Below are 25,683 nucleotides of genomic sequence, written 5' to 3' on the forward strand. Positions count from 1 at the left end.
GCGGCACGACTGGCAAGACGCTTGCCCCGGCTAGCGGCACGCCACGACCAGCGGCCACCCCGCCGCATAAAGAATACGCCCATGTCGATGCGACAAAGCGTATCCGCAGCAGGTTTCCCCGCCGCTGGTAGAATCGCTCCCTTTCGTCCCTTTCGCCCAGGAAGCGCCTGATGCCCGCCCACGTTACCACCGGATTCCAGCACGCCGAACTCGACTGGGACGAGAACGGCCAGCCGCAATCACGACTGTATGGCGATGTGTATTTCTCACGCGTTTCCGGTATGGCGGAAACCGCGCATGTGTTCCTGCAACCGAACCGACTCGCCGAGCGTTTCGCCGCGTTGCGCGGTGCGGCGGACTTCGTCATCGGCGAAACGGGCTTTGGCACCGGGCTGAATTTCCTCAGCGCCTGGGCGCTGTTCGAACGTAGCGCTCCGGCGGGCGCCAGGCTGCAGTTCATCAGCGTCGAGAAGCACCCGCTGACCCGAGAGGATCTTCAACGCGCGTTGGCCTTGTGGCCTGAGTTGGACGCCCAGTCAGCGCAGTTGCTGGACCAGTACGTGGCGATCAATCCCGGCTTCCAGCAGCTTCGCTTCGGCCGCGTGGTGCTCACGCTGTTGGTGGGCGATGCGCTCGAATGCCTGGCCAGCCTGGATGCCAGGATCGACGCCTGGTTCCTCGACGGCTTCGCCCCGGCCAAAAATCCGGACATGTGGCAACCCTCGCTTTTTGCGCACCTGGCGCGCCTGTCCGCCTCCGGCACGACCTTGGCGACCTTCACCAGCGCCGGCAGCGTGCGCCGAGGCCTGACGGACGCAGGTTTCGAAATCAAGCGAATCCCGGGCTTCGGCGACAAATGGGAGAGCTTGCAGGGGCGGCTGCTCCGTGCGCCGGAGGCCTTCGCCATGCCGTGGTACGCACGCCCCGCGCATAGGCCGACGCAACGCAAGGCGCTGGTGATCGGCGCCGGGCTGGCGGGTTGCGCAAGTGCCGCAAGCCTGGCGGCTCGTGGCTGGCAGGTGACCGTGTTGGAGCGCCACGGCGACGTCGCTCAGGAAGGCTCCGGCAACCCGCAGGGCGTGCTCTACCTGAAGCTGTCGGCGCACGGCACGGCGCTCTCGCAACTGGTGGTCAGTGGCTTCGGCTATACGCGCCGCTTGCTGCAGAACCTGCAGCGGGGGCGGGACTGGGACGCGTGCGGCGTATTGCAGATTGCCTTCGACGACAAGGAATCCACGCGACAAATGGCCCTCGCCGATGCCTTTTCGCCCAGCCTGCTGCGCGCCGTGAAGCGCCAGGAAGCCGAGCAGTTGGCCGGGGTGACACTGGACGACGGTGGCCTGTTCTACCCGGACGCCGGCTGGGTCCATCCGCCGGCCCTGTGCAGGTGGATGCTCGAAGGGCCCGGCATCGAATTGCTCAGGCATCGACAAGCCCTCGAGCTACGCCGCGTCGGCGACTGCTGGCAGGCATTGAATGGCACGCGAGTGCTGGCCGAAGCGCCGGTGGTTGTGCTGGCGGGCGCCGCCGATGTGGCGAATTTCAGCCACAGCGCGTGGCTACCGCTCAAGCGCATCCGCGGCCAGATCAGCGGGCTTCCGGCCACCGAGCGAAGCGGCGCCTTGCGCACCGTGCTCTGCGCCAAAGGCTACGTCGCCCCTTCGCGCGATGGGCTGCATACCCTTGGCGCAAGCTTCAATTTCGCCGACGGCGACCCGTCGCCCAGCGCAGCTGAACATCAGGCGAATCTGGACATGCTGATGGAGATATCGGCCGATCTGTTTCAGCGGTTGCAGGCCGGTGCGCGTTCGACCGATCAGTTGCAGGGCCGCGTCGCCTTTCGCTGCACCAGCCCGGACTACCTGCCGATCGTCGGTCCTTTGGCCGACGCCGTGCCGTTCGCCGAGGCCTATGCCGTGCTCGGCAAGGACGCTCGCCAAGTACCCGATACGCCCTGCCCCTGGCTGGACGGGCTTTACGTCAATACCGCCCATGGTTCGCGTGGCGTGATCACCGCCCCGCTGTGCGGCGAGTTGCTGGCCGCCTGGATCGATGGCGAGCCATTACCCGTGCCACGCGCCATCGCCGAGGCGTGCCATCCGAATCGGTTCCTGTTGCGCAAGATCATTCGCCGAGCGGACTGACTCCGGATCTGCACAACCACGCTCGGCTGGCGCGAGCCCACCGGACGTCCTACTCACCCGTCCCGCCGCGGGTCGTCCCAGAACGGCCGGCTCGCTTCCGTTTCGATATCCGCACGGCTCAGTCCGAGATCCTCGAGCATTTCATCGCTCAGGGCGGCGAGCTGCCGGCGTTGCCGGTACAGCGCGTGCCAGCGGCCGACTCGCTGCCAGCAGGCCCGTAAAAAAGCGGCCATCGCTGTCCTGCGGTTGGCGGCGAGATGAAGGGAATCGAGAACCTGAGCATGGCTTTTCATGGTGCACCTCCGGGTGGATGGCATCAGTGTCGAGCCGGGGTTATGATCAATCCAACGAATGTTGTTGATACAACCCATCTCGGAGATTGATGAATGGCCAACTATCCCAGTATCGATGCGGAGCTGCTGCGCAGCTTCGTCGCCATTGCCGACCATGGTGGGTTCACCCGCGCAGCCGATGCGGTCAATCGCACCCAGTCGGCTATCAGCATGCAAATGAAACGGCTCGAGGAAGATGTCCTGCAGCGCGCGCTGTTCGAGCGCAATGGGCGGCAGGTCCGCCTGACCGCGGAGGGTCAAGTGCTGCTTGGCTACGCCCGGCGCATCCTCAAGCTGCACGGCGAAGTGCTGACCACGTTCCGCGAGCCGCACATGGTTGGATCGGTGCGCATCGGCACCCCGGACGACTATGTCATGCGCTTTCTACCCGGCATTCTGTCGCGCTTCGCCCAGGCCTACCCGCTGGTGCAGGTCGAACTGCATTGCGAGCCGTCGTTTCAACTGCTGCAGCGCAGCGATCTGGATCTGACCATCGTCACCCGCGAGCCGGGTGCCGAGATCGGTCAACTGCTGCGCCGTGAGCGTGTGGTCTGGGCCGAGGCGCCGGGCTTCAATATCCACGAGCAACGGCCCGTGCCGCTGGCCGTGTTCAATGCCGAGTGCTTCTGCCGAGCCTGGGCCTGCAACGCACTGGACAGTCTGGAGATTCCCTATCGAGTCGCCTACACCAGTCCGAGCCTGTCGGCCTTGATGGCGGTGGTCAATGCCGGCCTGGCGGTCACGGCACAGATGCAAAGCCTGCTGGCACCCGACATGCGTCAGCTGGGTGAGGCCGAGGGGTTTCCAGAGTTGCCGATAAGCAGCATCGTACTGCTGCGCAACGAGCACAGGCGGTCGCAGGTCAGCGAGACATTGGCCGAGCATATCGTCGAAGGTTTCCGCCTCTGACCGCAATGTCCGCGGCCGTCGAGGCGCCGCGCCGCGCCGCGCAAACGCAGCGTCCGGCGCTCGAAAAACAGGGGCCATGCCTGATCGCCTCGATGACCTTCAAACGAACCTGAGCCACCGCCTGCGCGCCGCGGCATTACCGGTCTGACGGTTTGACCTGAGCCGATTTGTCTGTTTGGGTATAGGACCGGACTGACCGGACGGGACCCGATTCAGCCCGGGCCGCAAGCCCCGCCGCGTTGCGCACGCAGCGGTTCAGAGCGGTACGCACTGGTCCGAAAACCTGAACTTCGCGCTCCGCACGTCAGTCACACTCCCCAACGGCAAAACCGGTAAGGATCTTATGTGTGGCATAGCTGGCGAACTTCGCTTCGATAATCAGGCGGCCGATCTGGCCGCCGTTGAACGCATCACCCAACACCTCGCTTCGCGCGGCCCCGACGCGTGCGGCTTCAATAGCCAGGGGCCTCTGGCATTCGGCCACCGTCGCCTGAAAATCATGGATCTGTGCGAGGCCTCTGGCCAGCCGATGATCGACTCCGCGCTGGGCCTTTCGATGGTCTTCAACGGCGCCATCTACAACTACCCCGAACTGCGCGCTGAACTGGAAGCGCTGGGCTACAGCTTCTTCTCCAGCGGCGACACCGAAGTGCTGCTCAAGGGCTTTCATGCCTGGGGCGAGGCCCTGCTACCGCGCCTGAACGGCATGTTTGCCTTCGCCATCTGGCAGCGCGACACGCAGGAGCTCTTCATCGCCCGCGACCGTCTGGGCATCAAGCCGCTGTATTTCTCCAGGACCGCCGAGCGCCTGCGCTTCGCCTCCGCGCTGCCAGCCCTGCTCAAGGGCGGCGATATCGCCGGTGTGCTGAACCCGGTGGCGCTCAACCATTACATGAGTTTTCACGCCGTGGTTCCGGCGCCGGACACGCTGATCGCCGGCATCGAGAAACTGCCGCCAGGCACTTACATGCGCGTCGATGCCAGCGGCAAGACCCACCAGCATCGCTGGTGGCAACTGGAATTCGGCGCGCGTGAGGAAGAACGGCAATACACGTTCGAGGACTGGCAGGAGCGCACGCTGGCAGCGTTGCGCGAGTCGGTGGCGCTGCGTCAGCGGGCCGCGGTCGATGTCGGCGTCCTGCTCTCCGGGGGCGTCGATTCCAGCCTGCTGGTTGGCTTGCTCCGGGAAGCGGGTGCAGCGGACAACCTGTTGACCTTCTCCATCGGCTTCGAGGATGCCGGCGGCGAACGCGGTGACGAGTTCAAGTATTCCGACCTGATCGCCGAGCATTACCAGACACGCCACCATCAGTTGCGCATTCAGGAAAAGGAAATCCTCGAACGGCTGCCCGCGGCATTCCAGGCGATGAGCGAACCGATGGTCAGCCATGACTGCATCGCCTTCTACTTGTTGTCGCGCGAGGTCTCCAAGCACTGCAAGGTGGTGCAGAGCGGCCAGGGCGCCGATGAGCTGTTCGCCGGTTACCACTGGTATCCGCAGGTCGACGGCGCGCAGGACCCGGCTGCCGCCTATCTCGCGGCCTTTCGCGACCGCAGCTATGAGGAGTACGCCGAGACCCTGCAACAACAGTGGGTCAAGGGCGACTTCTCCGGCGACTTCGTGCGTCAGCACTTCGCACAGCCTGGCGCTGACGCGGCGGTGGACAAGGCGCTGCGTATCGATAGCACCGTGATGCTGGTGGACGACCCGGTCAAGCGCGTCGACAACATGACCATGGCTTGGGGCCTTGAGGCACGAGTGCCGTTCCTCGATCACAACGTCGCCGAGCTGTCTGCGCGCATCCCGGCCAAGTACAAACTGCCCGACGGCGGCAAGTACGTGCTCAAGGAAGCCGCGCGCAAGGTGATTCCCGCTGCGGTGATCGACCGGCCGAAAGGCTACTTCCCAGTCCCCGGACTCAAGCACCTGCAAGGCGAAACGCTCAATTGGGTGCGCGAACTGCTGACCGACCCGAGCCAGGATCGCGGCCTGTACAACCCGGCGATGCTCGACAGGCTGTTCAACGACCCCGAAGGCCAGTTGACGCCGCTACGCGGATCGAAACTCTGGCAACTGGCGGCACTCAACCTATGGTTGAGCGAACAAGGCCTATGACCCTCCGCTCCTGACGGCGCGTCATCGCAGGCAGGGATGACCGTCCCGCCTGCGATCCGTGGCGTCATGGCAAGCCCTAAGGAACGCACCATGCAGAAGTCTCAAGCTTACGGACAGCGATTGTTGCGCGGACAGGCCCCGACCTATGAGCGGCTGCAAGCGCGCCTTGCCGAGGACGGCCAGGAAGAACCCCGGGGCCCGGTAACGCTGCACTGCGGTTGGGGCCGGATACTGGTCGGCCATACCTACTCCGACCCGGCTGATCTGGCCGCCGACCTGTTGGATGAGCAAGCGGGCGAACGCGATATTGCACTGTATGTCGCCGCACCGCATCAGGTGCTGGCCTACGCGCCGCAACAGCTGTTTCTCGATCCATCCGACACCTTGCGTATCTGGTTCACCGACTACCGCCCCGCACGCCGCAGTTTTCGAGGTTTCAGTATTCGTCGCGCACAATGCGAGGCCGACTGGAAAGCGATCAACTGCCTGTATCAGTCTCGCGGCATGCTGCCGGTCAACCCGGAACTGTGCACCCCGCGCGAAAAAGGCGGACCGGTGTACTGGCTGGCCGAAGATGACGATTCCGGGCAGATCATCGGCAGCGTGATGGGCATCAATCACCAGACAGCCTTCAACGATCCCGAAAACGGCTCCAGCCTCTGGTGCCTGGCGGTCGCCCCGAGCTGCACCCGTCCCGGCGTCGGCGAAGCACTGGTGCGTCACCTGATCGAACAGTACATGGGGCGTGGCCTGGCCTATCTCGACCTGTCGGTGCTGCACGACAACAAGCAGGCCAAGGCGCTCTACGCCAAGCTCGGCTTCCGTGACCTGCAAACCTTCACCGTCAAGCGCAAGAACACCTTCAACCAGCCTCTGTTTCTCGGCCCTGGGCCGGAAGCCGAGCTGAACCCCTACGCCAGAATCATCGTCGACGAAGCCCGTCGCCGCGGCATCGAAATCACCATCGACGACGCCGAAGCCGGGCTGTTCACTCTCACCCAGGGCGGCCGAAAGGTGCGCTGCCGCGAATCGCTGTCGGACTTGACCTCGGCTGTCAGCATGACGCTGTGCCAGGACAAATGCCTGACCCACCGCACCCTCGCCCGGGCAGGGCTCAAGTTGCCGGCGCAGTGCCTGGCGGGCCCGGCGGAAAGCAATGCGGCGTTTCTGAAAGAGCATGGCAGCGTGGTGGTCAAGCCGGTCGATGGCGAACAGGGCCATGGGGTCTCGGTGGACCTGCGCAACATCGAGGATCTCGAACAAGCCATCGCCCGGGCCCGCCAGTTCGACCAGCGAGTGCTGATCGAGAGCTATCATTCGGGGCTCGATCTGCGCATCGTAGTCATCGGCTACGAAGTGGTGGCCGCCGCGATCCGCCGGCCCGCCGAGGTCGTGGGCGACGGCAGCCACAGCATTCGCGAACTGATCGAAGCCCAGAGCCGCCGACGCCAGGCTGCGACCAGCGGCGAAAGCCGCATTCCAATGGACGAGGAAACCCGCCGCTGCATCGAAGAAGCCGGTTTCGATTACGACACGGTCTTGCCCCACGGACAGCACCTGGCGGTTCGGCGTACCGCCAACCTGCACACTGGCGGCACCCTCGACGATGTCACCGACCAGTTGCACCCGGAGCTGATCGACGCGGCTGTTCGAGCCGCACGGGCGCTGGATATTCCGGTGGTCGGGCTGGATCTGCTGGTACCGGCCGCCGATCAACCGGATTACGTCTTCATCGAAGCCAACGAGCGTGTCGGGCTGGCCAACCATCATCCCCAGCCAACGGCGGAGCGTTTCATCGACCTGCTGTTTCCGCTCAGCCACAATAGTCACTAGGCACAGCGCCGCCCCGGGCCAGGCGGCGCGGTTCGCAGGCGGCACCACGCGCGCAATCATTCACTGCCTGGCGGCATTCATTCACGGCCCCCACGAGGAGCGAACATGACTGCAAAGCTTCCCGAACCCGATCTGAACTACCTGCAACGTGTATTGCTGGAGACGCTTGCAATCCCCAGCCCAACGGGATTCACCGACACCATCGTGCGTTACGTTGCCGAGCGGCTGAAGGAACTGGGCATTCCTTTCGAACTGACCCGGCGCGGCACGATCCGTGCGACGCTCAAAGGTCGACGCGATAGCCCGGACCGCGCGATTGCCGCCCACCTGGACACCATCGGCGCCAGCGTGCGTGAGATCCACGACACGGGCCGTCTGGGGTTGTCGCCGGTAGGCTGCTGGTCGAGCCGCTTTGCCGAAGGCAGCCGCGTCAGCGTATTCACCGACAGCGGAGTGATCCGCGGAAGCGTCCTGCCGTTGTTGGCCTCAGGGCACGCCTTCAATACCGCGGTCGACGAGATGCCCATCAGTTGGGACCACGTCGAGCTGCGCCTGGACGCGTTTACAACCAGCCGTGCCGATACGGTTGCGCTGGGCGTGCATATCGGCGATTTCGTGGCGTTCGATCCGATGCCCGAGTTCACCGACAGCGGCTATATCAGCGCCCGCCATCTGGATGACAAGGCGGGCGTGGCCGCCCTGCTGGCCGCGCTGAAAGCAGTGGTCGAGAGCGATCAGCAGTTGCCGATCGACTGCCACCCGCTGTTCACCATCACCGAAGAAACCGGCTCCGGCGCGGCCGGCGCACTGCCATGGGACGTGAGCGAATTCGTGGGCATCGACATCGCGCCGACGGCCAAGGGCCAGGCGTCCAGCGAACATGCGGTCACGGTCGCCATGCAGGACTCCGGGGGCCCTTACGACTTCCACCTGTCCCGACACCTGATCAAGCTGGCCGAAGGGCACGACATACCGGTACGCCGCGATCTGTTTCGGTACTACCACAGCGACGCGCAGTCAGCGATCGCGGCCGGACACGATATCCGCACCGCCCTGCTCGCCTTCGGCTGCGACGCCACTCACGGCTATGAACGGACCCATATCGACAGCCTCGCTGCGATGAGCCGCCTGATATGCAGCTACCTGCTGAGCCCGCCGGTCTTCGCCAGCGACGCACACGCCGGCCACGGATCGCTCGAAAGCTTCAGCCATCAACTTGAACACGACGCCCAGATGGAAAACGACACGCGCGTACCGCCGGTCGATTCGATCTTCGACAAGCGAACCGGCGACTCGTCCGATTGAGCGTCGGGTTTCATGATGTGCCGCCAAGTTGAGGCAATTGTCGATTGCGAGGCGGCTTCGATCCGGGCAAAGTCGCAAGTGTCTGAAATATATGGATGCATCAGGCGAACCTGGCTTGCCATTGGCGTTACCGAATGGCCTGATCCGCCTGCGACTTTTGCACGACTCCGGGTCCCACCATGCTGCCGCGTCTTTGCCTGGCCATCTTCCTCTCCTGCCTGTCCGCTCAGCTCTGGGCGTTCACTCCTGTAACGGTGGATTCGGAGGACTTTCGCCAGTCACTCGGCAACTGGACCTATTTCCTGCGCGATCCCGCCGCCGAACTGAACGCAACCGAAGTGCTGGGCCTGCCGGAGAAGACCTTCGAGCAGGTCGACGGCAAGCACGCCAACAAGGGTAAGAACAACGACGTCTGGTGGTTCCGTGTCGATCTGGACAGCCAGCTGAACACCCCCCTCGGGGGCTTTATCGAGATCAACTATCCGCTGCTCGATCATATCGAGCTGTATCTGCGTCACCCCGACGGCCGCATCAGCCGACAACAGTCCGGCGATCGCCATCCGTTCCGTGAACGTTCGGTCAAGGTGACCAACTTCTGGTTTCCGGTCGACCTGGAGCCCGGCACCTCGACGCTGCTACTGCGGCTGCAGAGCACCAGCACCCTGTACGTACCGCTGTATTTCAGCAGCTACGGCGCAAGCGCGGCCACGGCCGAAAACTCGATGGGCCTTGCCGGCGCGTTCTACGGCGTGCTGTTCGCGATGTTCTGCTACAACCTGTTCCTGTTCATGTCGCTTCGCGAGCCGGCGTATTTCTGGTACCTGGTCTACAACCTCAACGTCGGGCTGTTCGCACTCAGCTTCGATGGCCTGCTGGTCAAGTGGCTGAACGACGATGGCGGCCTGGTTGCCCTCGGCATCTATGCGCTGATGCTGAGCCACTGTCTGATCTCGATTCAATTCAGTCGCCATTTCCTGCATACCCGCGAGCACTTTCCGCGACTGGATTTCGCGCTGCGCGTGGCATTTCTGGTGTCGTTCGGCGCGCTGCTGTCCGGGCTGATTCTCGACCTGCAGACCTGGAGCATCCTGGCCAGTGTCATGGTGATTGCCTCCTCGATAGGCCTGTTGCTGACCGGCGCGTTCGTCTGGCGGCGCGGCGTTCGCTACGGTTTCTACTACACCCTGGCCTGGGGTGTACTGCTGGTGACCTTTGCCATCGTCACCGCCGGTTCCCTGGGCTTCAACCTGTTCGGTCTGTATGGCGCATCCATCGTCAAGGTCGGTATCGCCTTCGAGCTGATCACGCTGTCGATCGGGCTGGCCGACCGGATCAATCTGCTCAAGGAAGAAGGGTTCCAGTCACGCCAGGCCGCTGCGCGCGCGGAAAGCGAGAACCAGGCCAAGAGCCGGTTCCTGGCGAAGATGAGCCATGAGATCCGTACCCCCCTCAATGGTGTGCTCGGCATGCTGCAACTGCTGCGCGAAACCTCGCTGGACCGTAACCAGCGGTTCTATCTCGACACCATTTCCAGTTCCAGCGCCTCGCTGATGTCGGTGATCAACGACATCCTCGACTATGCACGAATAGGCGCCGGCAAGCTGGTGCTGGAGGATATCGAGTACGACCTCGAGGCATTGGCATCCGAAACCATCAGCCTGTTCACGGCCCAGGCCCTGGAGAAGGAAGTCCGGCTGCACGTGAGCCTCTCGGCAGACGTACCGCGACGCGTGCGAGGCGATCCGACCCGACTCAAGCAGGTCTTGCTGAACCTGCTCAGCAACGCGTTGAAATTCACCGAAAGCGGCTATGTCGTCCTCGAGATCGGTAGCCAGGGCCGGGGCGACTCACGCAAGCTGGTCTTCTCGGTGACAGACAGCGGCATCGGTATGCGCGCCGAAGTGCTCGCGCAGCTTTTCGTTTCCTTCGCCCAGGGCGATTCGAGCACCACCCGGCGTTATGGCGGCAGCGGGCTGGGACTGGTGATCAGCAAAGAGCTGGTGGAAATGATGGGCGGCCAGATCGACGTGCAAAGCGCACCGGGCAAAGGCAGCCGCTTCAGCTTCGCCATTGCGCTACATGAAGCCGGCGGCAACCATGATCCGCTCACCTCATTGCTGGAGGGCCGCACCGCGGTGATCGCGTCCCAGGATGTGCACGCGCTCGATGCCATGAGCAATCTTCTGATGCGCTGGGGCATGCGAGTGGTGCGCTGCGAGGAACCGCAGCGACTGCCGCGCTACCTGGACGACCACGCTACGACACCTCTGCTTGTCGTCATGGCGCCCTGGCCGGGCAAGCCACAGGACTGGCTGGCAGCGCTGGCCAACCAGCTCGAGCCGAACCAGCGGGTGATGCTGCTATGCCCGCCGCAGAGCGATTGCCTGGTACTGGCGCCAACGCTGCGACTGGTCAACTTGCCGCTACCGCTCCTGCTCGGCCCGCTGCGCGATGCGCTCCACCGGTTCTATCAACCGGTGGGCAGCCCGGCGACCGATGCAGGGATGTGTGACCACAAGGCGACGGCGCCGCGCTCGTGCATCCTCATCGCCGAAGACAATCCGGTCAGCCAGATGGTGGTTTCGGGACTGCTGCGCAAACGTGGCTATGACGTGCTGGTCGCCGAGAATGGCCGGCGGGCCGTAACGGCCTATCGCGACAATCCATCGGCCGCGCAGCTGATTCTGATGGATTGCGAAATGCCTGAACTCGACGGTTTCGAGGCAAGCCGGCAGATTCGCCGTATCGAAGCGGAACAGGGGCTCGCACCGGTGCCGATCATTGCCCTCACCGCCCATGTGCTTGACGACCACCGGCAACAGGGGCGTGACGCCGGGATGGATGACTTCATTGGCAAACCATTGGACACCGAGCAGTTGTATGCTTGCCTGGACCGCTTTCTCAAGCCGCTCGACCTATCACAGCCTCGACGCTGGCCTGTCTGAGCCAGCACTCGGGCACTCAGGCCGCCGCCCCACCCTTCTTTGAATTGAATCCATGCTCATTCCTCACGACCAACTCGAACCCGACACCCTGACCCGCCTGATCGAGGATTTCGTCACCCGCCAGGGCACCGACAACGGTGACGAGACACCGCTGCACACCCGGGTCGAGCGGGTACGGCAGGCGTTGATCAAAGGAACGGCGGTGATCGTTTTCGATGCGGATCACCAGCAGTGCCAGTTGGCGCTCAAGCGCGACGTGCCCAGGCAATGGCTGGAAGACGATTGAGCCTCAGCCGAGCACGCCGCCATCACGCTCCCACGCGCAGCGCATGCGCAGATCGCTTTGGTGAGGACTGTGCGAGCCGCTTTCGGTTTCCCAACGAAACGTGTGCGTGCCGTTGAGCTCGGTTTCCAGGTGCACCACCGCACTGGTCCAATAGAGTTCGTTGAGCAATGCCTCGAAGTTGCGCACCCACAGGGCCCATTCGTATTCGACCGCTCGATAACTGGCGCCGAAGTGAATCACCTGGGTCTGATACACGCCCTCCTGCGTGCAGCAGGCGAACATCTCCCGCCCAATGAATGGCCAGCCCTCACCCTGCGGCAGACGGTCCAGCGCACGCCGGTTTGCCGCTCGGCGCTGACGGCACTGCTCGGCATCCGCCGAGGGCCAGTCGCGAATGCTGCCATAGACGATGGATTCGGGCTCCACAGAGTCACTCCAGACGAAAGTCCGACATGTTCAACCAAATCCGCGCGACGTTCCAGCATGCCAGGCGGGTACGGTGCCTTCGTATTTCGCAGGGGTGACGCAGGCCACACCTCGCTGGGCCATCGGCGTATCAGCTCGTCTCGATAGCCGCCGCCAGGTCAGACCGTGGCGCGAGGCGCAAGGCGAGCACGACCATCAACGCCGCCATGCCCGCCAGTACGAGGAACGGCCCGCGATAGTCACCGGCGATGTCGCGTCCCAGCCCGGTCAGGACCGGCGTGAAACACGCCAGGCAATAGCCGGTGCAGAGCATCATCGCGGTCAGGCGGCTCACCGCCAGCGGGGTGCTTGCCTCGTACATCGGCAGCACCAGCGACATCGAAAACGTGCCGTTCAGGGCCACACCCAACAGCATGCAGACCACCAGCGGCTGGACCTGTGGCACCCAGGCGATGACCAGCAGACACACCGCAGCCAGCACACCGCAGCCGGCCATGAGCAGGTGCCGCTTGCCAAAACGTTGCGCCAGCCAAGGCATGGCGAAAGCGCTCGGCAGGCCGATCAGCATGAAACCGCTGAAAAACGCATTGCTCTGCAACAGGCTGAAGCCGGCTTCGTGGTAGCGCGCCACCAGCCAGGTCGCCAGGGCGTAGAACAATCCGGCCTGCAAGGCGAAATAGAGACTGAGCAGCCAGGCGCGCGGCTCGCCCCACGGCAACCCGGCGCGTTGCTCCACAGCCGCCTCCGGCTGGTTGGGCAAACGCAACCAGATAATCAGCGCCAATATCGCTGGGATCGCCCACAGCGCCAGCCCCCACGTCCAGCGGTGACCCAGCCATTGCGCCGCGGGTGCGGTCAGAACCACGCCGATGGTGCCGCCGATAGCCATACTCAGCGAGTAGAAGGCAGCGGTTTTACCCATGTGGTCGAGAAAGTAGCGCTTGATGAAGCCGGACAGCAGCGGGCCGGCCACAGCGATGCCGGCTCCGACCATCGCCGCCGTGCCGATCAGTACCGCCGCGTTTTCCCCGAACAGACGCAACAGCAATGCCACGCCGATGAGCCCCAGGCACAGACTGATGGTCCGTTCCAGCCCGAAACGCACGGCCAGGCGCGGCGCAAGCGGCGCCAGCAAGCCCATCAGCAGCACCGGCAATGCCGTGGTCAGGCTGATCAGGCCGCGGCTGAGGCTCAGCTCTTCGGCGATGCGTTCGATCAGCGGCGCGAAGGAGGTAATGGCAGGGCGTAGATTGATGGCGCCAAGCACCAGGGCCAGCATGAGCAGCCAGCGAGATGGGTTTTTCACAGTGAATCCAGAGGTCGGTCAGGCATCGGACAGGCAACCCTACTCCCGACCTCCGACCTCGGCAAGCAAAACGGACCGAACAGTCAGGTTCTGCTTTTGTTGCGTTTCTTCTCTGCCAGCGCAGCCATCTCGTCGTAGATGGCCTGCGGATTCTGCTGTTTGATTTTCCAGGCCATGCGGCCTTCATCGTGGGGCAGAATCATGAACACGCCTTCGGCTACCTGTCGGTATATGTAGTCGGCGATATCGGCTGCCGTGATCGGCGAGGCTTCGAGCAGCTTGCTGATCTGCGCCTTCATGTTCGGCGTCGGCCCACGGTAAGAGTCCATCAGGTTGGTCTGGAAGAACGACGGACATACGACGTGAACGCCCACTTCCTGCTGCTTCAATTCGACCAGCAGACTCTCCGACAGCGCAACCACGCCAGCCTTGGCCACGTTGTAGTTGCTCATGCCCGGCGCCTGCATCAGTGCAGCCATCGAGGCGATGTTGATGAACTTGCCGCGACTGCTCTGCACCAGCGGCAGGAACGCCTTGCAGCCCTTGACCACACCCATCAGATTGATCGCGATCTGCCAGTCCCAATCTTCGAGCGACAGTTCGTCGAAGAAACCGCCAGAGGCGACACCGGCATTGTTGACCACCACGTCGATACCGCCGAGCTTGGTCTCGCAGGCCTGCGCCAGCGCCGTCAACTGGCTGTAGTCGCGCACGTCGCAGCGCTGAGTGAACCCGTCGCCGCCGGCTTCGCGGACCATTCCGAGGGTCTCGGCCAGTCCGGCTTCGTTGACGTCCGAGAGCGCCAGTTGCCAGCCCTCACGTGCCCAGCGTAGCGCGATCTCGCGACCCAGACCGGAACCCGCGCCAGTGACCATCATGCGATTTTGCATCGTTTTGCTGCCTTTGTTGTGCGTTGAGTTGCAACGAGTCTAGCGAATGCAGACGCCCCCTCCGGCCTCGATCGAAATGCTGAATGACGGCCATGTTCCGAGCCCGATTGATACCATCGACACAACTGCAGATGCCGTTTGCCCAGGTCGCAAATGACAAGGGCAGCCCGAGGGCTGCCCTTGTTCAACGCACATCCGGCAATCAGTGGGCGACGGCGCCACTGGAGCCCAGACCGGTCTGCGAACGGACGAACTGCGAGAAGAAGCGCTCGCGCTCGAGACCCGCCGACTTGGACTTGTCGGTGACCGAGAAGAACCAGATCCCAACGAACGCGACGATCATCGAGAACAGCGCCGGGTATTTGTAGGGGAAGATGGCCTCGGCGTAGCCGAACACATCGACCCATACGGTGGGGCTGATGATGGTGAGGATCAACGCAGTCGCCAGGCCCAGCGAACCGCCGACCAGCGCGCCGCGCGTACTCAGGCCCTTCCAGTACATGGAGAGGAACAGCACCGGGAAATTGCAGCTGGCCGCGATGGAGAATGCCAGGCCCACCATGAACGCGATGTTCTGCTTCTCGAAGATGATGCCCAGCAGGATCGCCACGACGCCGAGGGTCAGGGTCGTGATCTTGGTGACGCGCATCTCATCTTCTTCCCTGGCCTTGCCCTTCTTGATCACGCAGGCATACAGGTCATGGGAAACGGCAGACGCGCCGGCCAGGGTCAGCCCGGCTACGACCGCGAGGATCGTTGCGAACGCTACCGCGGAAATGAAGCCCAGGAACAGGTTGCCTCCCACGGCGTTGGCCAGGTGGATGGCGACCATGTTGGTGCCTCCGATAATGGCGCCCGTTGCGTCCTTGAATTCCGGGTTGGTGCTGACCAGCAGGATCGCGCCGAAGCCGATGGTAAAGGTCAGGATGTAGAAGTAGCCGATGAAGCCCGTGGCGTAGAACACGCTCTTGCGCGCTTCCTTGGCGTCGGCGACGGTGAAGAAACGCATCAGGATGTGCGGCAGACCGGCGGTACCGAACATCAACGCCAGCCCCAGCGAAATCGCGGAGATCGGGTCCGATACCAGGCCACCGGGGCTCATGATCGCAGCGCCCTTCTCATGGATGCTGACCGCTTCGGCGAACAGGCTGCCGAAATCGAAGTTGACCGCCTTCATCACCATGACGGCCATGAAGGTGGCGCCCGACAGCAGCAGGACCGCTTTGATGATCTGCACCCAGGTGGTCGCCAACATGCCACCGAACAACACGTACATGACCATCAGCACGCCGACCAGGACCACCGCGACGTAATAGTCGAGACCGAACAACAACTGGATCAGCTTGCCGGCGCCGACCATCTGCGCGATCAGGTAGAACGCCACCACGATCAGCGAACCGAAGGCCGAGAGGATGCGGATCTGCGTCTGGCCGAGGCGATAGGACGCCACGTCGGAAAAGGTGAACTTGCCCAGATTGCGCAGGCGCTCGGCCATCAGGAACAGGATGATCGGCCAGCCGACCAGGAAGCCGATGGAGTAGATCAGGCCATCGTAGCCGCTGGTGTACACCAATGCGGATATGCCCAGGAACGACGCCGCGGACATGAAATCGCCGGCGATCGCCAGCCCGTTCTGAAAGCCGGTGATGCTTCCGCCGGCCGTATAGTAGTCGGACGTGGACGTGTTGCGTTTGGCGGCCCACTTGGTGATGCCCATGGTGAACACGATGAACACAACGAACATCGCGATCGCCGTATAGTTGACCGACTGCTTCTGCACTTCGCCAGTAATGGCATCGGCCATCAGCAAAGGCGAGGCAGCCAGCAGAACCGCTGCCATCAATAAACGCACGAACATTATTGTTGAGCCTCGTTGAGGATTTCCTGGTTGAGTCGATCGAACTCGCCATTGGCACGCTGGACGTAGACGCCCGTGAGGATGAATGCCATGAAGATGACGCCGACGCCCACTGGGATGCCCCAGGTGGTCACCGTATTGGCGGCGAGTGGAATGCCGAGCACGGCTGGCTCGAACGCAATCAACAGGATAAAGGCCAGATAAGCACCGAGCATGACGGCCGACAGCAGCCAGGCGAAGCGGCCGCGCTTGGCAACCAGTTCCTGGAAACGCGGATTGGCATGGATGCGCCGGTAGATTTCTTCGTTCTGCATTGTTATGGCTCCGATCTCAGCCCACTGATGAGGGCAAGCGGGCTACTTTAGAGCCAGGCGGTGCGAACGCCACTCGACCATGGTCTGGTTTTTATTTTCGCCAAAGCGCCGGAATAGAGCCCTCGCGACCCTTTCCGGGCCCGATATAGTCCCCGTCTATGCCGCCTATCGAGCAGCATGATTTTCAATGAGGCCAGCACGGAGCGAGACTGGATCTCAATAGAGAACAGTTCTCGAACGCATTCCGGAGACACGCCATGACCAAGACCGTTACGTTCACACTGATGCACTTCTGCATCGCCTTTTCGGTGACCTATGCCTTGACCGGAAGCCTTGCCGCTGGCGGGCTCGTGGCCGCCATCGAACCGCTGTGCAATTCGGTGGGCTTTTATTTTCACGAGAAAATCTGGCAGCGATTGGAAAAGCCCCGGCCAACGCGCCGTGAAATACCGGCTCACGCCTGGCTGCATCACCAGGCTTGACGCGCCGCGCGCGTCAGCGCCGCCGTTGACCACGCAGCGGACGCGAGCCGTCGTCGACCGGCATCGCAGGCGTGCGCAAGGGCATGGTCCGGAAGCTGCGGCGTAAGCCCGCCCCCCCCAATCCAACAGGCGTAACGCAACCCGCGGGATTAATCGCGGTCAATGGCTTACGCGCTGCGCTTCATCGACCGGAAGCATCGAGACAGGACCTGCAGCACCCATCATCGTCCGCAGAGGCTCGATACAGGATGTTCAATGCCCTCGACACCACATCGCCACGGAACCGGACGCTCGGCGCGCAGCCCAAACCCGATTCATCTACCCATCAGCGTACCGGAACGGCATCGGCGTCGGACGCGGCGGCGGTTTCTATGGCAGCATCATTGCCCCGTGGCGCACGCCCGGCCGTCTGGCGTATGCCGCCCACTCGTCTCAGGAGAGCCCCTTACATGCAATTGTTGCTGTGCCTGACCGCGCTGCTCGCGCTGGTCGTCGCGCCTGCTCACGCCGCGGATATCAGCGTCGAGCAGTATGGCTATCCCTTGAGCAATCCGTTCGAGGCGACAATCGCCACGACACCTGCGGCGTTGCGCGCAGAAGTCCCCAGCGACGATGACATCGACCAGGCCGACTATCACCTGCGGCTGCGCCCCGAACGCGAGTTCACGTTGCCGGATAACTTCTGGGCGGTGAAACGACTGACCTATCGCCTGGCCCGACAGCCCGGCCCCGCCCCGCTGATATTCATCATCTCCGGTACCGGCGCGAGTTATGCGGCCGGCAAGACCGAGTCGCTGAAACGACTGTTCTACGGAGCGGGCTATCACGTGGTGCAGCTGTCCTCGCCCACCAGCTTCGACTTCATCGCCGCCGCCTCGCGCTACGCCACGCCGGGTTACAGCCCAGACGATGCGAAGGATCTGTACCGCGTGATGCAGGCGGTCCGGGCGCAACAGCATGAACTGCCCGTGACCGAATTTCATCTCACCGGGTACAGCCTCGGTGCACTCAACGCCGCCTTTGTCAGCAAGCTCGACGAGACGCGCCAGAGCTTCAATTTCAAGCGCGTGCTGTTGCTCAACCCGCCGGTCAACCTGTACACGTCGATCGGCAATCTGGACAAGCTGGTGCAGACGCGGGTCGAGGCGATCGACAGCACCACCACCTTCTACCAACTGATCCTGGAAAAACTCACGCGCTACTATCGACTGCACGGCTCGATCAACCTCGACGAGGCCATGCTGTTCGACTTCCAGCGCTCGGACTTCGCGCTGAGCGATGAGCAAATGGCGATGCTGGTGGGCTCGGTATTCCGCTTTTCGGCAGCCGACATCGTGTTCACCTCCGATCTGATCAACCGTCGCGGCTTGATCGTGCCGCCCGACTACCCGATCGACGAGGGCACCAGCCTCGAGCCATTCTTCCGGCGCGCCCTGCTGTGCGATTTCGATTGCTATATCACCGAGCAGCTCATCCCCATGTGGCGTGCTCAGCAGGACGGTGGCAGCCTGGCGCAGCTGGTGCAGCAGGTCAGCCTCTACGCGCTGGAGGATTATCTGCGCGACAGTCAGAAGATCGCGGTGATGCACAACGCCGATGACATCATCCTTGGCGCCGGCGACCTGGGCTTTCTGCGCCGGACCTTCGGTGACCGGATGACGCTGTACCCGCGCGGAGGCCATTGCGGCAACCTCGACTACCGGGTCAACGCTCAACACATGCTGGAGTTCTTCCGTGGCTAGACGTCATCTTTTCGCACTGCTGCTGTTGGCCAGCGGTCTCGCCAGTGCCCAGACGCCGGTTCCCGACGAGGACGGTTTCACCCACCCGCTGCGTAACCTGCAATTCAACCCGGGGCTGGATCAGCGCGAGTTCGAGCGCGCCACCTTCGATGCGCTGGATATCTACGACCCCTGGGAGTCACTGAACCGACGCATGTATTACTTCAACTACCGCCTCGATCAGTGGGTCATGTTGCCGGCGGTGCGCGGCTACCGTTATGTCACCCCGCGGATCGTACGCACCGGCGTGAGCAATTTTTTCAACAACCTCGGCGAAATACCGACGCTCTTCAACAGCGTGGCGCAGTTCAAGGGCAAGCGCGCCATGAATACCACCGCTCGCCTGCTGTTCAACACGATCCTGGGCGTCGGCGGGATCTGGGACCCGGCCACACGCATGGGGCTGCCCCGCCTCAACGAGGACTTCGGCCAGACACTGGGCTATTACGGCGTCCCGCACGGCCCCTACCTGATCCTGCCGGCCCTCGGCCCGTCGAACCTGCGCGATACCGCGGGCCAGGCCATGGACTTCGGCGTCGAACGGCAGATCGACTATTTCAGCTACGCCGAGGCCAGCGGCGGCGAGTTCGGCCTGACCGCGTTGCGGCTGATCGACCTGCGGCATAGCACCAGCCTTCGCTACGGCCAACTGAATTCCCCGTTCGAGTACGAGAAAGTCCGTTACGTGTATACCCGGGCGCGGGAGCTGCAAATCGAGGAATGATTCAATCATTCGATTGGAAGCAGAGGAATTTCGCATCCTTCCATCGACAGGACGGCCGTAAGCTTCGCTCAGTTCGCACCGAGGTCACTTGCCATGTCCACCCGTGAAATTCTTTCCATCAGCACCGGCCGCGCCACTTCCGATGGCGCCGGTGTCCGCCTGACCCGCCTGTTCGGCGGCGCCGCGCCAGAGCGTTTCGATCCTTTCCTGATGCTCGACGAATTCGGCTCGGACAACCCCGACGAATACATCGCCGGCTTTCCGCCACACCCGCACCGCGGCTTCGAAACGATCACCTACATGATCGAGGGTCGCATGCGCCATGAGGATCATCTGGGCAATGTCGGCCTGCTCGAAAGCGGTGGCGTGCAATGGATGACCGCTGCTCGCGGGGTCATCCACAGTGAAATGCCGCAGCAGGAACGTGGCGTGATGCGTGGGTTCCAGCTGTGGCTGAACCTGCCGGCGAAAAGCAAGATGGGCGATCCGGGCTATCGTGACTTCGCACCTGCTCAGATTCCGCGTCTCCGGCTGCCGAACGGCATCGAAGCGGTGGTCATCGCCGGACGCTTGCAGGCCGAAGGCGTCGATCAGCCGGGTGCCGTACAACGACCCGACACCGAACCGCAGCTGTTCGATCTGATGCTGCCCGCCGGCAGCCGCATCGATCCGCAACTGGCGAACGGTCACCGAGCCATGCTCTATGTATTCGAGGGCGAGCTTTCGGTGGCCGGAAAGCCGCTCGGCAAGAACCAGCTGGCCCGTCTGTCCGAACAGGGCAGCCTGCCATTGGCGTCCGACGCTGGCGCTCGGGTTCTATTACTGGCCGGACGCCCGCTTGGCGAGCCGATCGTCCAGTACGGTCCGTTCGTGATGAACAGCCGCGCGGAAATCGAGCAGGCCCTGCGCGACTTTCGCGACGGCGTCCTTACGGCTTGACCGGCTTCTTGGGCAGTTTGCGATAGAGGCTCGGCTCCCCGGCGGGGCGCGTCTTGAAGCGGCGGTGCGCCCAGAGGTATTGCTCGGGATGCCGCCGTACCGCGTCTTCCACCCACTCGTTGATGCGCAGGCAATCGGCCTCCTCGCTTTCCCCGGGGAAATCCGCCAACGGCGCGTGGATCACCAGTCGGTAGCCGGCGCCACCGGCGAGGCGTTCCTGCGTATACGGAACGACTCGCGCCCTGCCCAACCGGGCGAACTTGGTCGTGGCCGTCACGGTTGCGGCGCTGATGCCGAACCAGGGCACGAAGAGGCTCTGCTTGCGGCCATAGTCCTGATCCGGCGCGTACCAGATGGCCCGGCCAGCGCGCAGCACCTTGAGCATCGCCCGTACGTCTTCACGCTCGATCGCGCTGGCGTCCAGGTTGTGCCGTTCACGCCCACGCCGCTGCACGAAGTCGAATACCGCATTGCCGTGTTCGCGATACATGCCATCGATGGTGTGCAACTGACTGAGCAGCGCCGCGCCAATCTCCAGCGTGGTGAAATGGAGCGCCATGAGGATGACACCCTGACCCTCGGCCTGAGCCTGTTGCAGATGCTCGAGCCCTTCGACCCTCGCCAGCTTCTGCAGCCGATCCCTGGGCCACCACCAGCTCATCGCCATCTCGAAGAAGGCAATGCCCGTCGAGGCGAAATTCTCACGCAGCAAGCGCTCCCGGTCCTTGTCGCTCAGCTCCGGGAAACAGAGCTGCAGGTTGCGTCGCGCGATGTGCCGTCTCGAGCGGGCAGTCCTGTACATCACCGCACCAAGGGCGCGCCCCAGTAACAGCAGGACCCGATACGGCAGTTGAACCACCAGCCACAACAGACCCAGGCCCAGCCATAGCAGCCAGAAGCGTGGGTGAAAAAAGGATGCGCGAAATCGAGAACGATCCATGGGCAAGCTCGAACCGGTAAAAGCGCGCATTCTAGCGATAAATCAGCCCAAGATGCGGCAGCGTCTCGATGCGCGGCATCTGTCCGATCGCCCCGGCGACACTTGCAGGCTGCGGCCTGCCCCGCTATAAGTCCTCGCCATTTACCGCAGCAGGCAGACCATGAGCCAAGCCGATCTCCCCGACCAAGCCCCCGTATTCCAGCTCAAGGGCAGCATGCTTGCCATCACCGTGCTGGAGCTGACGCAACCCGATCTGGAGCGTCTCGATCAACAACTGGCGGTGAAGGTCGCGCAGGCGCCGGAGTTTTTCAACAACACCCCTCTGGTCCTTGCGCTGGACAAACTGCCCGCCGATTGCGGTCTCGACCTGCCAGCCCTCATCGCGCTGTGCCGCAAGCACGGCCTGCGGACGCTGGCGCTGCGGGCCGGCGATCGATCGATGCTCGACGCGGCGGGCGCGCTCGACCTGCCTGTGTTGCCACCGTCCGGCGCCAGGGAACGCAAGCTGGACCTTTCCGCCAAGGCGCCCGCCGAGCCCACCAAGCCAGCCGCGACCTATCGTCCCACTCGGGTAGTGACCACACCGATCCGCGGCGGCCAGCAGGTCTACGCCCAGGGCGGCGATCTGATCGTGCTGGCCGCCGTCAGTCCGGGTGCGGAACTTCTCGCCGATGGAAACATCCATGTCTACGGTCCGCTTCGCGGGCGCGCCCTGGCGGGCATCCAGGGCGACACCAACGCGCGAATATTCTGCCAGCAGCTCGCCGCCGAGATGGTCTCGATTGCAGGCCATTACAAGGTCGCCGAAGACCTGCGCCGCGACCCGCTGTGGACTGAAGCCGTACAGATGAAGCTATCCGGCGACGTGTTGAACATCACCCGCCTTTAACGGATACTGCCGCGAATTTTCAAGCACCAAAACGGGCCTCCTGACGCCGACTCGGCTGACGGTCCCGACTTCCATATTAGGGTGAATCACCTTGGCCAAGATCCTCGTAGTCACTTCCGGCAAGGGTGGCGTCGGTAAAACCACCACCAGCGCCGCCATCGGTACCGGCCTCGCTCTGCGCGGCCACAAGACCGTCATCGTCGACTTCGACGTTGGCCTGCGTAACCTGGACCTGATCATGGGCTGCGAGCGCCGCGTGGTGTATGACTTCGTCAACGTCATCCAGGGCGACGCCACCCTCACCCAGGCCCTGATCAAGGACAAGCGCCTCGAGAACCTGTACGTGCTGGCCGCCAGCCAGACCCGTGACAAGGACGCCCTGACGCTCGAAGGCGTCGGCAAGGTCATCGATGAACTGGCCAAGACCTTCGAGTTCGTCATTTGCGACTCCCCGGCCGGCATCGAGAAAGGTGCCCACCTGGCCATGTACTTCGCCGACGAAGCCATCGTCGTGACCAACCCCGAGGTGTCCTCGGTGCGTGACTCGGATCGCATGCTGGGCCTGCTGGCCAGCAAGTCGCGCCGTGCCGAGAACGGCGAAGAGCCGATCAAGGAACATCTGCTGTTGACCCGCTACAACCCCGAGCGCGTCGTCAAGGGCGAGATGCTCGGTGTCGAAGACGTCGAGGAAATCCTGTCGATTCGCCTGCTCGGTGTCATTCCCGAATCCCAGGCAGTGCTGAAGGCTTCCAACCAGGGCGTACCGGTCATTCTCGACGACCAGAGCGACGCCGGCCAGGCCTACAGCGACGCCGTGGATCGCCTGCTGGGCAAGGATGTCGACCATCGCTTCCTCGACGTGAAGAAGCAGGGCTTTCTCCAACGATTGTTCGGAGGCCGCGAATGAACCTTCTCGACTTCTTCCGTGAGCGCAAGAAGAAAGAAACGCCGGCCAATATCGCCAAGGAGCGTTTGCAGATCATCGTCGCCCATGAGCGCGGCCAGCGCACGCAACCGGATTATCTGCCGGCCCTGCAGAAAGAGCTGGTCGAGGTGATTCGCAAATACGTCAACATCGACAGCGAACAGGTCCAGGTCGCCCTGGAAGACCAGGGCAGCTGTTCGATACTCGAGCTGAACATCACCCTGCCGGATCGCTGATCGACCGCAGTGGCCCGCTCGCTTGTGCAGCGACAGCATCATCGGCGACTTCGGTCGCCGATTGCGTTTCCGGAATCCAACGATGCCCCTGAGCAACATCCAGATCGTCCATCAGGACGCCGCCCTGCTGGTAATCAACAAACCCACCCTGCTGCTGTCCGTGCCGGGCCGTGCCGATGACAACAAGGACTGCCTGGTCACACGCCTGCAGGAAAACGGCTATCGCGAGGCACGTATCGTTCATCGACTGGACTGGGAAACCTCCGGTCTGATCGTGCTCGCACGCGACGCGGACAGCCACCGCGAGCTGTCGAGGCAGTTTCATGATCGCGAAACGGAAAAGGCCTATACCGCCTTGTGCTGGGGCGAGCCGGCGCAACAGAGCGGCAGCATCGACCTGCCGCTGCGCTATGACCCGCCAACCAAACCGCGACACGTGGTCGACCATGACCTGGGCAAGCACGCATTGACTTACTGGCGGGTGTTGGAACGCTGCGGTCACTACAGCCGGGTCGAACTGACGCCGATTACCGGACGCTCGCATCAGTTGCGTGTGCACATGCTGTCGATCGGCCATCCGCTGCTTGGCGATCGGCTCTATGCCCACGAACAGGCGCTGGCGGCCCATGATCGGCTTTGCCTGCACGCCAGCATGCTCGCACTGACGCATCCCCAGACGGGCCTGCGCATGCGCTTCGATTGCCCCGCTCCCTTCTGAATGTGCACGCGCCGGTCGGCCGGTGACCGTGAGGCTGTGGCCGCCAATACGGTAAACTCCGTGACCTTGCAGTCAGGAGCTCGTCATGCGCGAAGAACTCAATCAGGGTCTGATCGATTACCTAAAAGCGTCCCCAACACACTTCCATGCCACTCGCAGCCTCGCTCAGCGGCTTCAGGCTGCCGGTTTCAAGGCGCTGGACGAGCGAGAGACGTGGCGTACCGAGCCCGGCGGACGCTACTACGTCATCCGTAACGACTCGGCGATCATCGCTTTCCAACTGGGCAGCAAATCGCTCATCGAACATGGCATGCGCATGGTTGGCGCCCATACCGACAGCCCCTGCCTGCGTGTCAAACCCCAACCGGAACTGCAGCGCCAGGGCTTCTGGCAATTGGGCGTTGAAGTCTACGGCGGCGCCTTGCTGGCGCCCTGGTTCGATCGTGATCTCTCCCTGGCCGGCCGCGTCACCTACAGCCGTGACGGACGCATCGAAAGCCAGCTTATCGACTTCAAGCTGCCCATCGCGGTCATTCCGAGCCTGGCGATCCATCTCAATCGTGAAGCCAACCAGGGCTGGGCGATCAATCCGCAGAATGAACTGCCGCCCATTCTGGCGCAGATCGCCAGCGAAGACAGGCCGGACTTCCGCGTCCTGCTGGCCGATCAACTCAGCCGCGAGCATGGGCTGGTCGCCGACGTGGTACTGGATTTCGAGTTGAGCTTTTACGATACCCAGAGCGCTGCCGTGATCGGCCTGAATGGCGATTTCATTGCCGGGGCTCGCCTGGACAACCTGCTGTCGTGCTTCGCTGGGCTGCAAGCCCTGCTGCGTGCCGACCGCGAGGAGACCTGCGTCCTGGTCTGTACCGATCACGAGGAAGTCGGCTCGGCCTCGATGTGCGGTGCGGACGGGCCGTTCCTCGAGCAGGTGCTGCGGCGTTTGCTACCCGAGGGCGAAGCCTTCCAGCGCAGCATCAATCGCTCGCTGCTGATCTCGGCCGACAACGCCCACGCCGTGCATCCCAACTATGCCGACAAGCACGACGGCAATCATGGTCCGAAGCTCAATGCCGGCCCCGTCATCAAGGTCAACAGCAACCAGCGTTATGCCACCAGCAGTGAAACCGCGGGTTTCTTCCGCCATCTGTGTCTGGAAAACGAAGTCTCGGTGCAGAGCTTCGTCACCCGCAGCGACATGGGCTGCGGGTCGACGATCGGTCCAATCACCGCCAGCCAGCTCGGTGTCCGAACGGTCGACATCGGCCTACCGACGTTCGGCATGCATTCGATTCGCGAACTGGCTGGCAGCCAGGACCTGGCGCATCTGGTCAAGGTGCTCAGCGCGTTCTACTCCAGCGCCGAGCTGCCCTGACATGGCCGCC

23 protein-coding genes are annotated in these 25,683 nt (G+C 63.1%); 16 read left to right on the top strand and 7 right to left on the bottom strand.

Features of this window, described 5'->3' with window-relative positions; genetic code table 11:
* The first annotated feature begins 170 nt into the window (after positions 1-170).
* Positions 171-2,144: a bifunctional tRNA (5-methylaminomethyl-2-thiouridine)(34)-methyltransferase MnmD/FAD-dependent 5-carboxymethylaminomethyl-2-thiouridine(34) oxidoreductase MnmC gene (gene mnmC, locus GQA94_RS17310; protein WP_158189172.1), complete on the top strand. Its 1,974-nt coding sequence runs from the start codon at positions 171-173 to the stop codon at positions 2,142-2,144.
* Between the two features lie 53 nt (positions 2,145-2,197).
* Here the strand turns inward: mnmC and GQA94_RS23455 are convergent, their stop codons facing one another.
* Positions 2,198-2,437 carry a DUF1127 domain-containing protein gene (locus GQA94_RS23455; RefSeq protein ID WP_423835325.1) on the bottom strand — a complete coding sequence of 80 codons (240 nt, stop codon included), beginning with the start codon at positions 2,435-2,437 and terminating at the stop codon, positions 2,198-2,200.
* Between the two features lie 93 nt (positions 2,438-2,530).
* On the opposite strand from GQA94_RS23455, the gene GQA94_RS17320 reads away from it, so the two are divergent.
* The 6 genes from GQA94_RS17320 (at position 2,531) to GQA94_RS17345 (ending at position 11,870) form a co-directional block, all read left to right on the top strand.
* Positions 2,531-3,385, top strand: a complete 855-nt coding sequence (locus tag GQA94_RS17320) for a LysR substrate-binding domain-containing protein (protein WP_158189174.1) — start codon at positions 2,531-2,533, stop codon at positions 3,383-3,385.
* 343 nt (positions 3,386-3,728) lie between these two features.
* Positions 3,729-5,501, top strand: a complete 1,773-nt coding sequence (locus GQA94_RS17325; RefSeq protein ID WP_158189175.1) for an N-acetylglutaminylglutamine amidotransferase — start codon at positions 3,729-3,731, stop codon at positions 5,499-5,501.
* A gap of 90 nt (positions 5,502-5,591) precedes the next feature.
* Positions 5,592-7,334: an N-acetylglutaminylglutamine synthetase gene (gene ngg, locus GQA94_RS17330; RefSeq protein ID WP_158189176.1), complete on the top strand. Its 1,743-nt coding sequence runs from the start codon at positions 5,592-5,594 to the stop codon at positions 7,332-7,334.
* Between the two features lie 105 nt (positions 7,335-7,439).
* On the top strand, positions 7,440-8,639 hold the full coding sequence (locus GQA94_RS17335) for an osmoprotectant NAGGN system M42 family peptidase (protein ID WP_158189177.1): 1,200 nt from the start codon (positions 7,440-7,442) through the stop codon (positions 8,637-8,639).
* Between the two features lie 179 nt (positions 8,640-8,818).
* A complete protein-coding gene (locus GQA94_RS17340; RefSeq protein ID WP_158189178.1) occupies positions 8,819-11,584 on the top strand; it encodes a hybrid sensor histidine kinase/response regulator in 2,766 nt (921 codons plus the stop codon).
* A gap of 52 nt (positions 11,585-11,636) precedes the next feature.
* Positions 11,637-11,870, top strand: a complete 234-nt coding sequence (locus GQA94_RS17345) for a YheU family protein (RefSeq protein WP_158189179.1) — start codon at positions 11,637-11,639, stop codon at positions 11,868-11,870.
* 3 nt (positions 11,871-11,873) lie between these two features.
* On the opposite strand, the gene GQA94_RS17350 is transcribed toward GQA94_RS17345, so the two are convergent.
* The 5 genes from GQA94_RS17350 to GQA94_RS17370 all read right to left on the bottom strand — a co-directional run bounded on the left by GQA94_RS17350 (position 11,874) and on the right by GQA94_RS17370 (position 16,664).
* Positions 11,874-12,296, bottom strand: a complete 423-nt coding sequence (locus GQA94_RS17350) for a hypothetical protein (protein ID WP_158189180.1) — start codon at positions 12,294-12,296, stop codon at positions 11,874-11,876.
* Between the two features lie 130 nt (positions 12,297-12,426).
* Positions 12,427-13,575 carry a CynX/NimT family MFS transporter gene (locus GQA94_RS17355; protein ID WP_158190154.1) on the bottom strand — a complete coding sequence of 383 codons (1,149 nt, stop codon included), beginning with the start codon at positions 13,573-13,575 and terminating at the stop codon, positions 12,427-12,429.
* A 110-nt stretch (positions 13,576-13,685) separates the two neighbouring features.
* Positions 13,686-14,492, bottom strand: a complete 807-nt coding sequence (locus tag GQA94_RS17360; protein WP_158189181.1) for an SDR family oxidoreductase — start codon at positions 14,490-14,492, stop codon at positions 13,686-13,688.
* A gap of 202 nt (positions 14,493-14,694) precedes the next feature.
* Positions 14,695-16,350: a cation acetate symporter gene (locus GQA94_RS17365; protein ID WP_158189182.1), complete on the bottom strand. Its 1,656-nt coding sequence runs from the start codon at positions 16,348-16,350 to the stop codon at positions 14,695-14,697.
* Positions 16,350-16,664: a DUF485 domain-containing protein gene (locus GQA94_RS17370; protein WP_158189183.1), complete on the bottom strand. Its 315-nt coding sequence runs from the start codon at positions 16,662-16,664 to the stop codon at positions 16,350-16,352. Before GQA94_RS17370 ends, GQA94_RS17365 begins: the two co-directional genes overlap by 1 nt.
* Positions 16,665-16,921: 257 nt before the next feature.
* Here GQA94_RS17370 and GQA94_RS17375 point away from each other — a divergent pair, with 257 nt between their 5' ends.
* The 4 genes from GQA94_RS17375 (at position 16,922) to GQA94_RS17390 (ending at position 20,590) form a co-directional block, all read left to right on the top strand.
* Positions 16,922-17,146: a DUF2061 domain-containing protein gene (locus GQA94_RS17375; protein ID WP_158189184.1), complete on the top strand. Its 225-nt coding sequence runs from the start codon at positions 16,922-16,924 to the stop codon at positions 17,144-17,146.
* Between the two features lie 449 nt (positions 17,147-17,595).
* On the top strand, positions 17,596-18,888 hold the full coding sequence (locus tag GQA94_RS17380; protein WP_158189185.1) for a serine/threonine protein kinase: 1,293 nt from the start codon (positions 17,596-17,598) through the stop codon (positions 18,886-18,888).
* Positions 18,881-19,651 (top strand): MlaA family lipoprotein, encoded by a 771-nt coding sequence (locus GQA94_RS17385; RefSeq protein WP_158189186.1) that lies wholly within the window; start codon positions 18,881-18,883, stop codon positions 19,649-19,651. The genes GQA94_RS17380 and GQA94_RS17385 overlap by 8 nt, the downstream gene beginning before the upstream one ends.
* Positions 19,652-19,744: 93 nt before the next feature.
* The gene (locus GQA94_RS17390; RefSeq protein WP_158189187.1) at positions 19,745-20,590 is read left to right on the top strand and encodes a pirin family protein; all 846 of its coding nucleotides are present in this window, start codon (positions 19,745-19,747) and stop codon (positions 20,588-20,590) included.
* Here the strand turns inward: GQA94_RS17390 and GQA94_RS17395 are convergent.
* Positions 20,580-21,530, bottom strand: a complete 951-nt coding sequence (locus GQA94_RS17395; RefSeq protein WP_158189188.1) for a lipid A biosynthesis lauroyl acyltransferase — start codon at positions 21,528-21,530, stop codon at positions 20,580-20,582. The genes GQA94_RS17390 and GQA94_RS17395 overlap by 11 nt on opposite strands.
* 160 nt (positions 21,531-21,690) lie before the next feature.
* On the opposite strand from GQA94_RS17395, the gene minC reads away from it, so the two are divergent.
* The 5 genes from minC to GQA94_RS17420 all read left to right on the top strand — a co-directional run bounded on the left by minC (position 21,691) and on the right by GQA94_RS17420 (position 25,673).
* Positions 21,691-22,419: a septum site-determining protein MinC gene (gene minC / locus GQA94_RS17400; protein ID WP_158189189.1), complete on the top strand. Its 729-nt coding sequence runs from the start codon at positions 21,691-21,693 to the stop codon at positions 22,417-22,419.
* Between the two features lie 91 nt (positions 22,420-22,510).
* Positions 22,511-23,326 (top strand): septum site-determining protein MinD, encoded by an 816-nt coding sequence (gene minD / locus GQA94_RS17405; protein WP_158189190.1) that lies wholly within the window; start codon positions 22,511-22,513, stop codon positions 23,324-23,326.
* Positions 23,323-23,580: a cell division topological specificity factor MinE gene (gene minE, locus GQA94_RS17410; RefSeq protein WP_158189191.1), complete on the top strand. Its 258-nt coding sequence runs from the start codon at positions 23,323-23,325 to the stop codon at positions 23,578-23,580. The genes minD and minE overlap by 4 nt, the downstream gene beginning before the upstream one ends.
* An 82-nt stretch (positions 23,581-23,662) precedes the next feature.
* Positions 23,663-24,298 carry an RluA family pseudouridine synthase gene (locus GQA94_RS17415; protein ID WP_158189192.1) on the top strand — a complete coding sequence of 212 codons (636 nt, stop codon included), beginning with the start codon at positions 23,663-23,665 and terminating at the stop codon, positions 24,296-24,298.
* A gap of 85 nt (positions 24,299-24,383) precedes the next feature.
* Complete coding sequence (locus tag GQA94_RS17420) at positions 24,384-25,673, top strand: M18 family aminopeptidase (RefSeq protein WP_158189193.1); 1,290 nt, start codon at positions 24,384-24,386, stop codon at positions 25,671-25,673.
* Positions 25,674-25,683 lie beyond the last annotated feature (10 nt).

It is taken from the genome of Stutzerimonas stutzeri (genome assembly GCF_009789555.1).
GTDB lineage: Bacteria > Pseudomonadota > Gammaproteobacteria > Pseudomonadales > Pseudomonadaceae > Stutzerimonas > Stutzerimonas stutzeri_R.

Bases quoted from the DNA above. Each gene is read 5' to 3' on its own strand.
- mnmC (WP_158189172.1), top strand. From the start codon at position 171: ATGCCCGCCCACGTTACCACCGGATTCCAGCACGCCGAACTCGACTGG.
- GQA94_RS23455 (WP_423835325.1), bottom strand. From the start codon at position 2,437: ATGAAAAGCCATGCTCAGGTTCTCGATTCCCTTCATCTCGCCGCCAAC.
- GQA94_RS17320 (WP_158189174.1), top strand. From the start codon at position 2,531: ATGGCCAACTATCCCAGTATCGATGCGGAGCTGCTGCGCAGCTTCGTC.
- GQA94_RS17325 (WP_158189175.1), top strand. From the start codon at position 3,729: ATGTGTGGCATAGCTGGCGAACTTCGCTTCGATAATCAGGCGGCCGAT.
- ngg (WP_158189176.1), top strand. From the start codon at position 5,592: ATGCAGAAGTCTCAAGCTTACGGACAGCGATTGTTGCGCGGACAGGCC.
- GQA94_RS17335 (WP_158189177.1), top strand. From the start codon at position 7,440: ATGACTGCAAAGCTTCCCGAACCCGATCTGAACTACCTGCAACGTGTA.
- GQA94_RS17340 (WP_158189178.1), top strand. From the start codon at position 8,819: ATGCTGCCGCGTCTTTGCCTGGCCATCTTCCTCTCCTGCCTGTCCGCT.
- GQA94_RS17345 (WP_158189179.1), top strand. From the start codon at position 11,637: ATGCTCATTCCTCACGACCAACTCGAACCCGACACCCTGACCCGCCTG.
- GQA94_RS17355 (WP_158190154.1), bottom strand. From the start codon at position 13,575: ATGCTGGCCCTGGTGCTTGGCGCCATCAATCTACGCCCTGCCATTACC.
- GQA94_RS17360 (WP_158189181.1), bottom strand. From the start codon at position 14,492: ATGCAAAATCGCATGATGGTCACTGGCGCGGGTTCCGGTCTGGGTCGC.
- GQA94_RS17365 (WP_158189182.1), bottom strand. From the start codon at position 16,350: ATGTTCGTGCGTTTATTGATGGCAGCGGTTCTGCTGGCTGCCTCGCCT.
- GQA94_RS17370 (WP_158189183.1), bottom strand. From the start codon at position 16,664: ATGCAGAACGAAGAAATCTACCGGCGCATCCATGCCAATCCGCGTTTC.
- GQA94_RS17375 (WP_158189184.1), top strand. From the start codon at position 16,922: ATGACCAAGACCGTTACGTTCACACTGATGCACTTCTGCATCGCCTTT.
- GQA94_RS17380 (WP_158189185.1), top strand. From the start codon at position 17,596: ATGCAATTGTTGCTGTGCCTGACCGCGCTGCTCGCGCTGGTCGTCGCG.
- GQA94_RS17390 (WP_158189187.1), top strand. From the start codon at position 19,745: ATGTCCACCCGTGAAATTCTTTCCATCAGCACCGGCCGCGCCACTTCC.
- GQA94_RS17395 (WP_158189188.1), bottom strand. From the start codon at position 21,530: ATGGATCGTTCTCGATTTCGCGCATCCTTTTTTCACCCACGCTTCTGG.
- minC (WP_158189189.1), top strand. From the start codon at position 21,691: ATGAGCCAAGCCGATCTCCCCGACCAAGCCCCCGTATTCCAGCTCAAG.
- minE (WP_158189191.1), top strand. From the start codon at position 23,323: ATGAACCTTCTCGACTTCTTCCGTGAGCGCAAGAAGAAAGAAACGCCG.
- GQA94_RS17415 (WP_158189192.1), top strand. From the start codon at position 23,663: ATGCCCCTGAGCAACATCCAGATCGTCCATCAGGACGCCGCCCTGCTG.
- GQA94_RS17420 (WP_158189193.1), top strand. From the start codon at position 24,384: ATGCGCGAAGAACTCAATCAGGGTCTGATCGATTACCTAAAAGCGTCC.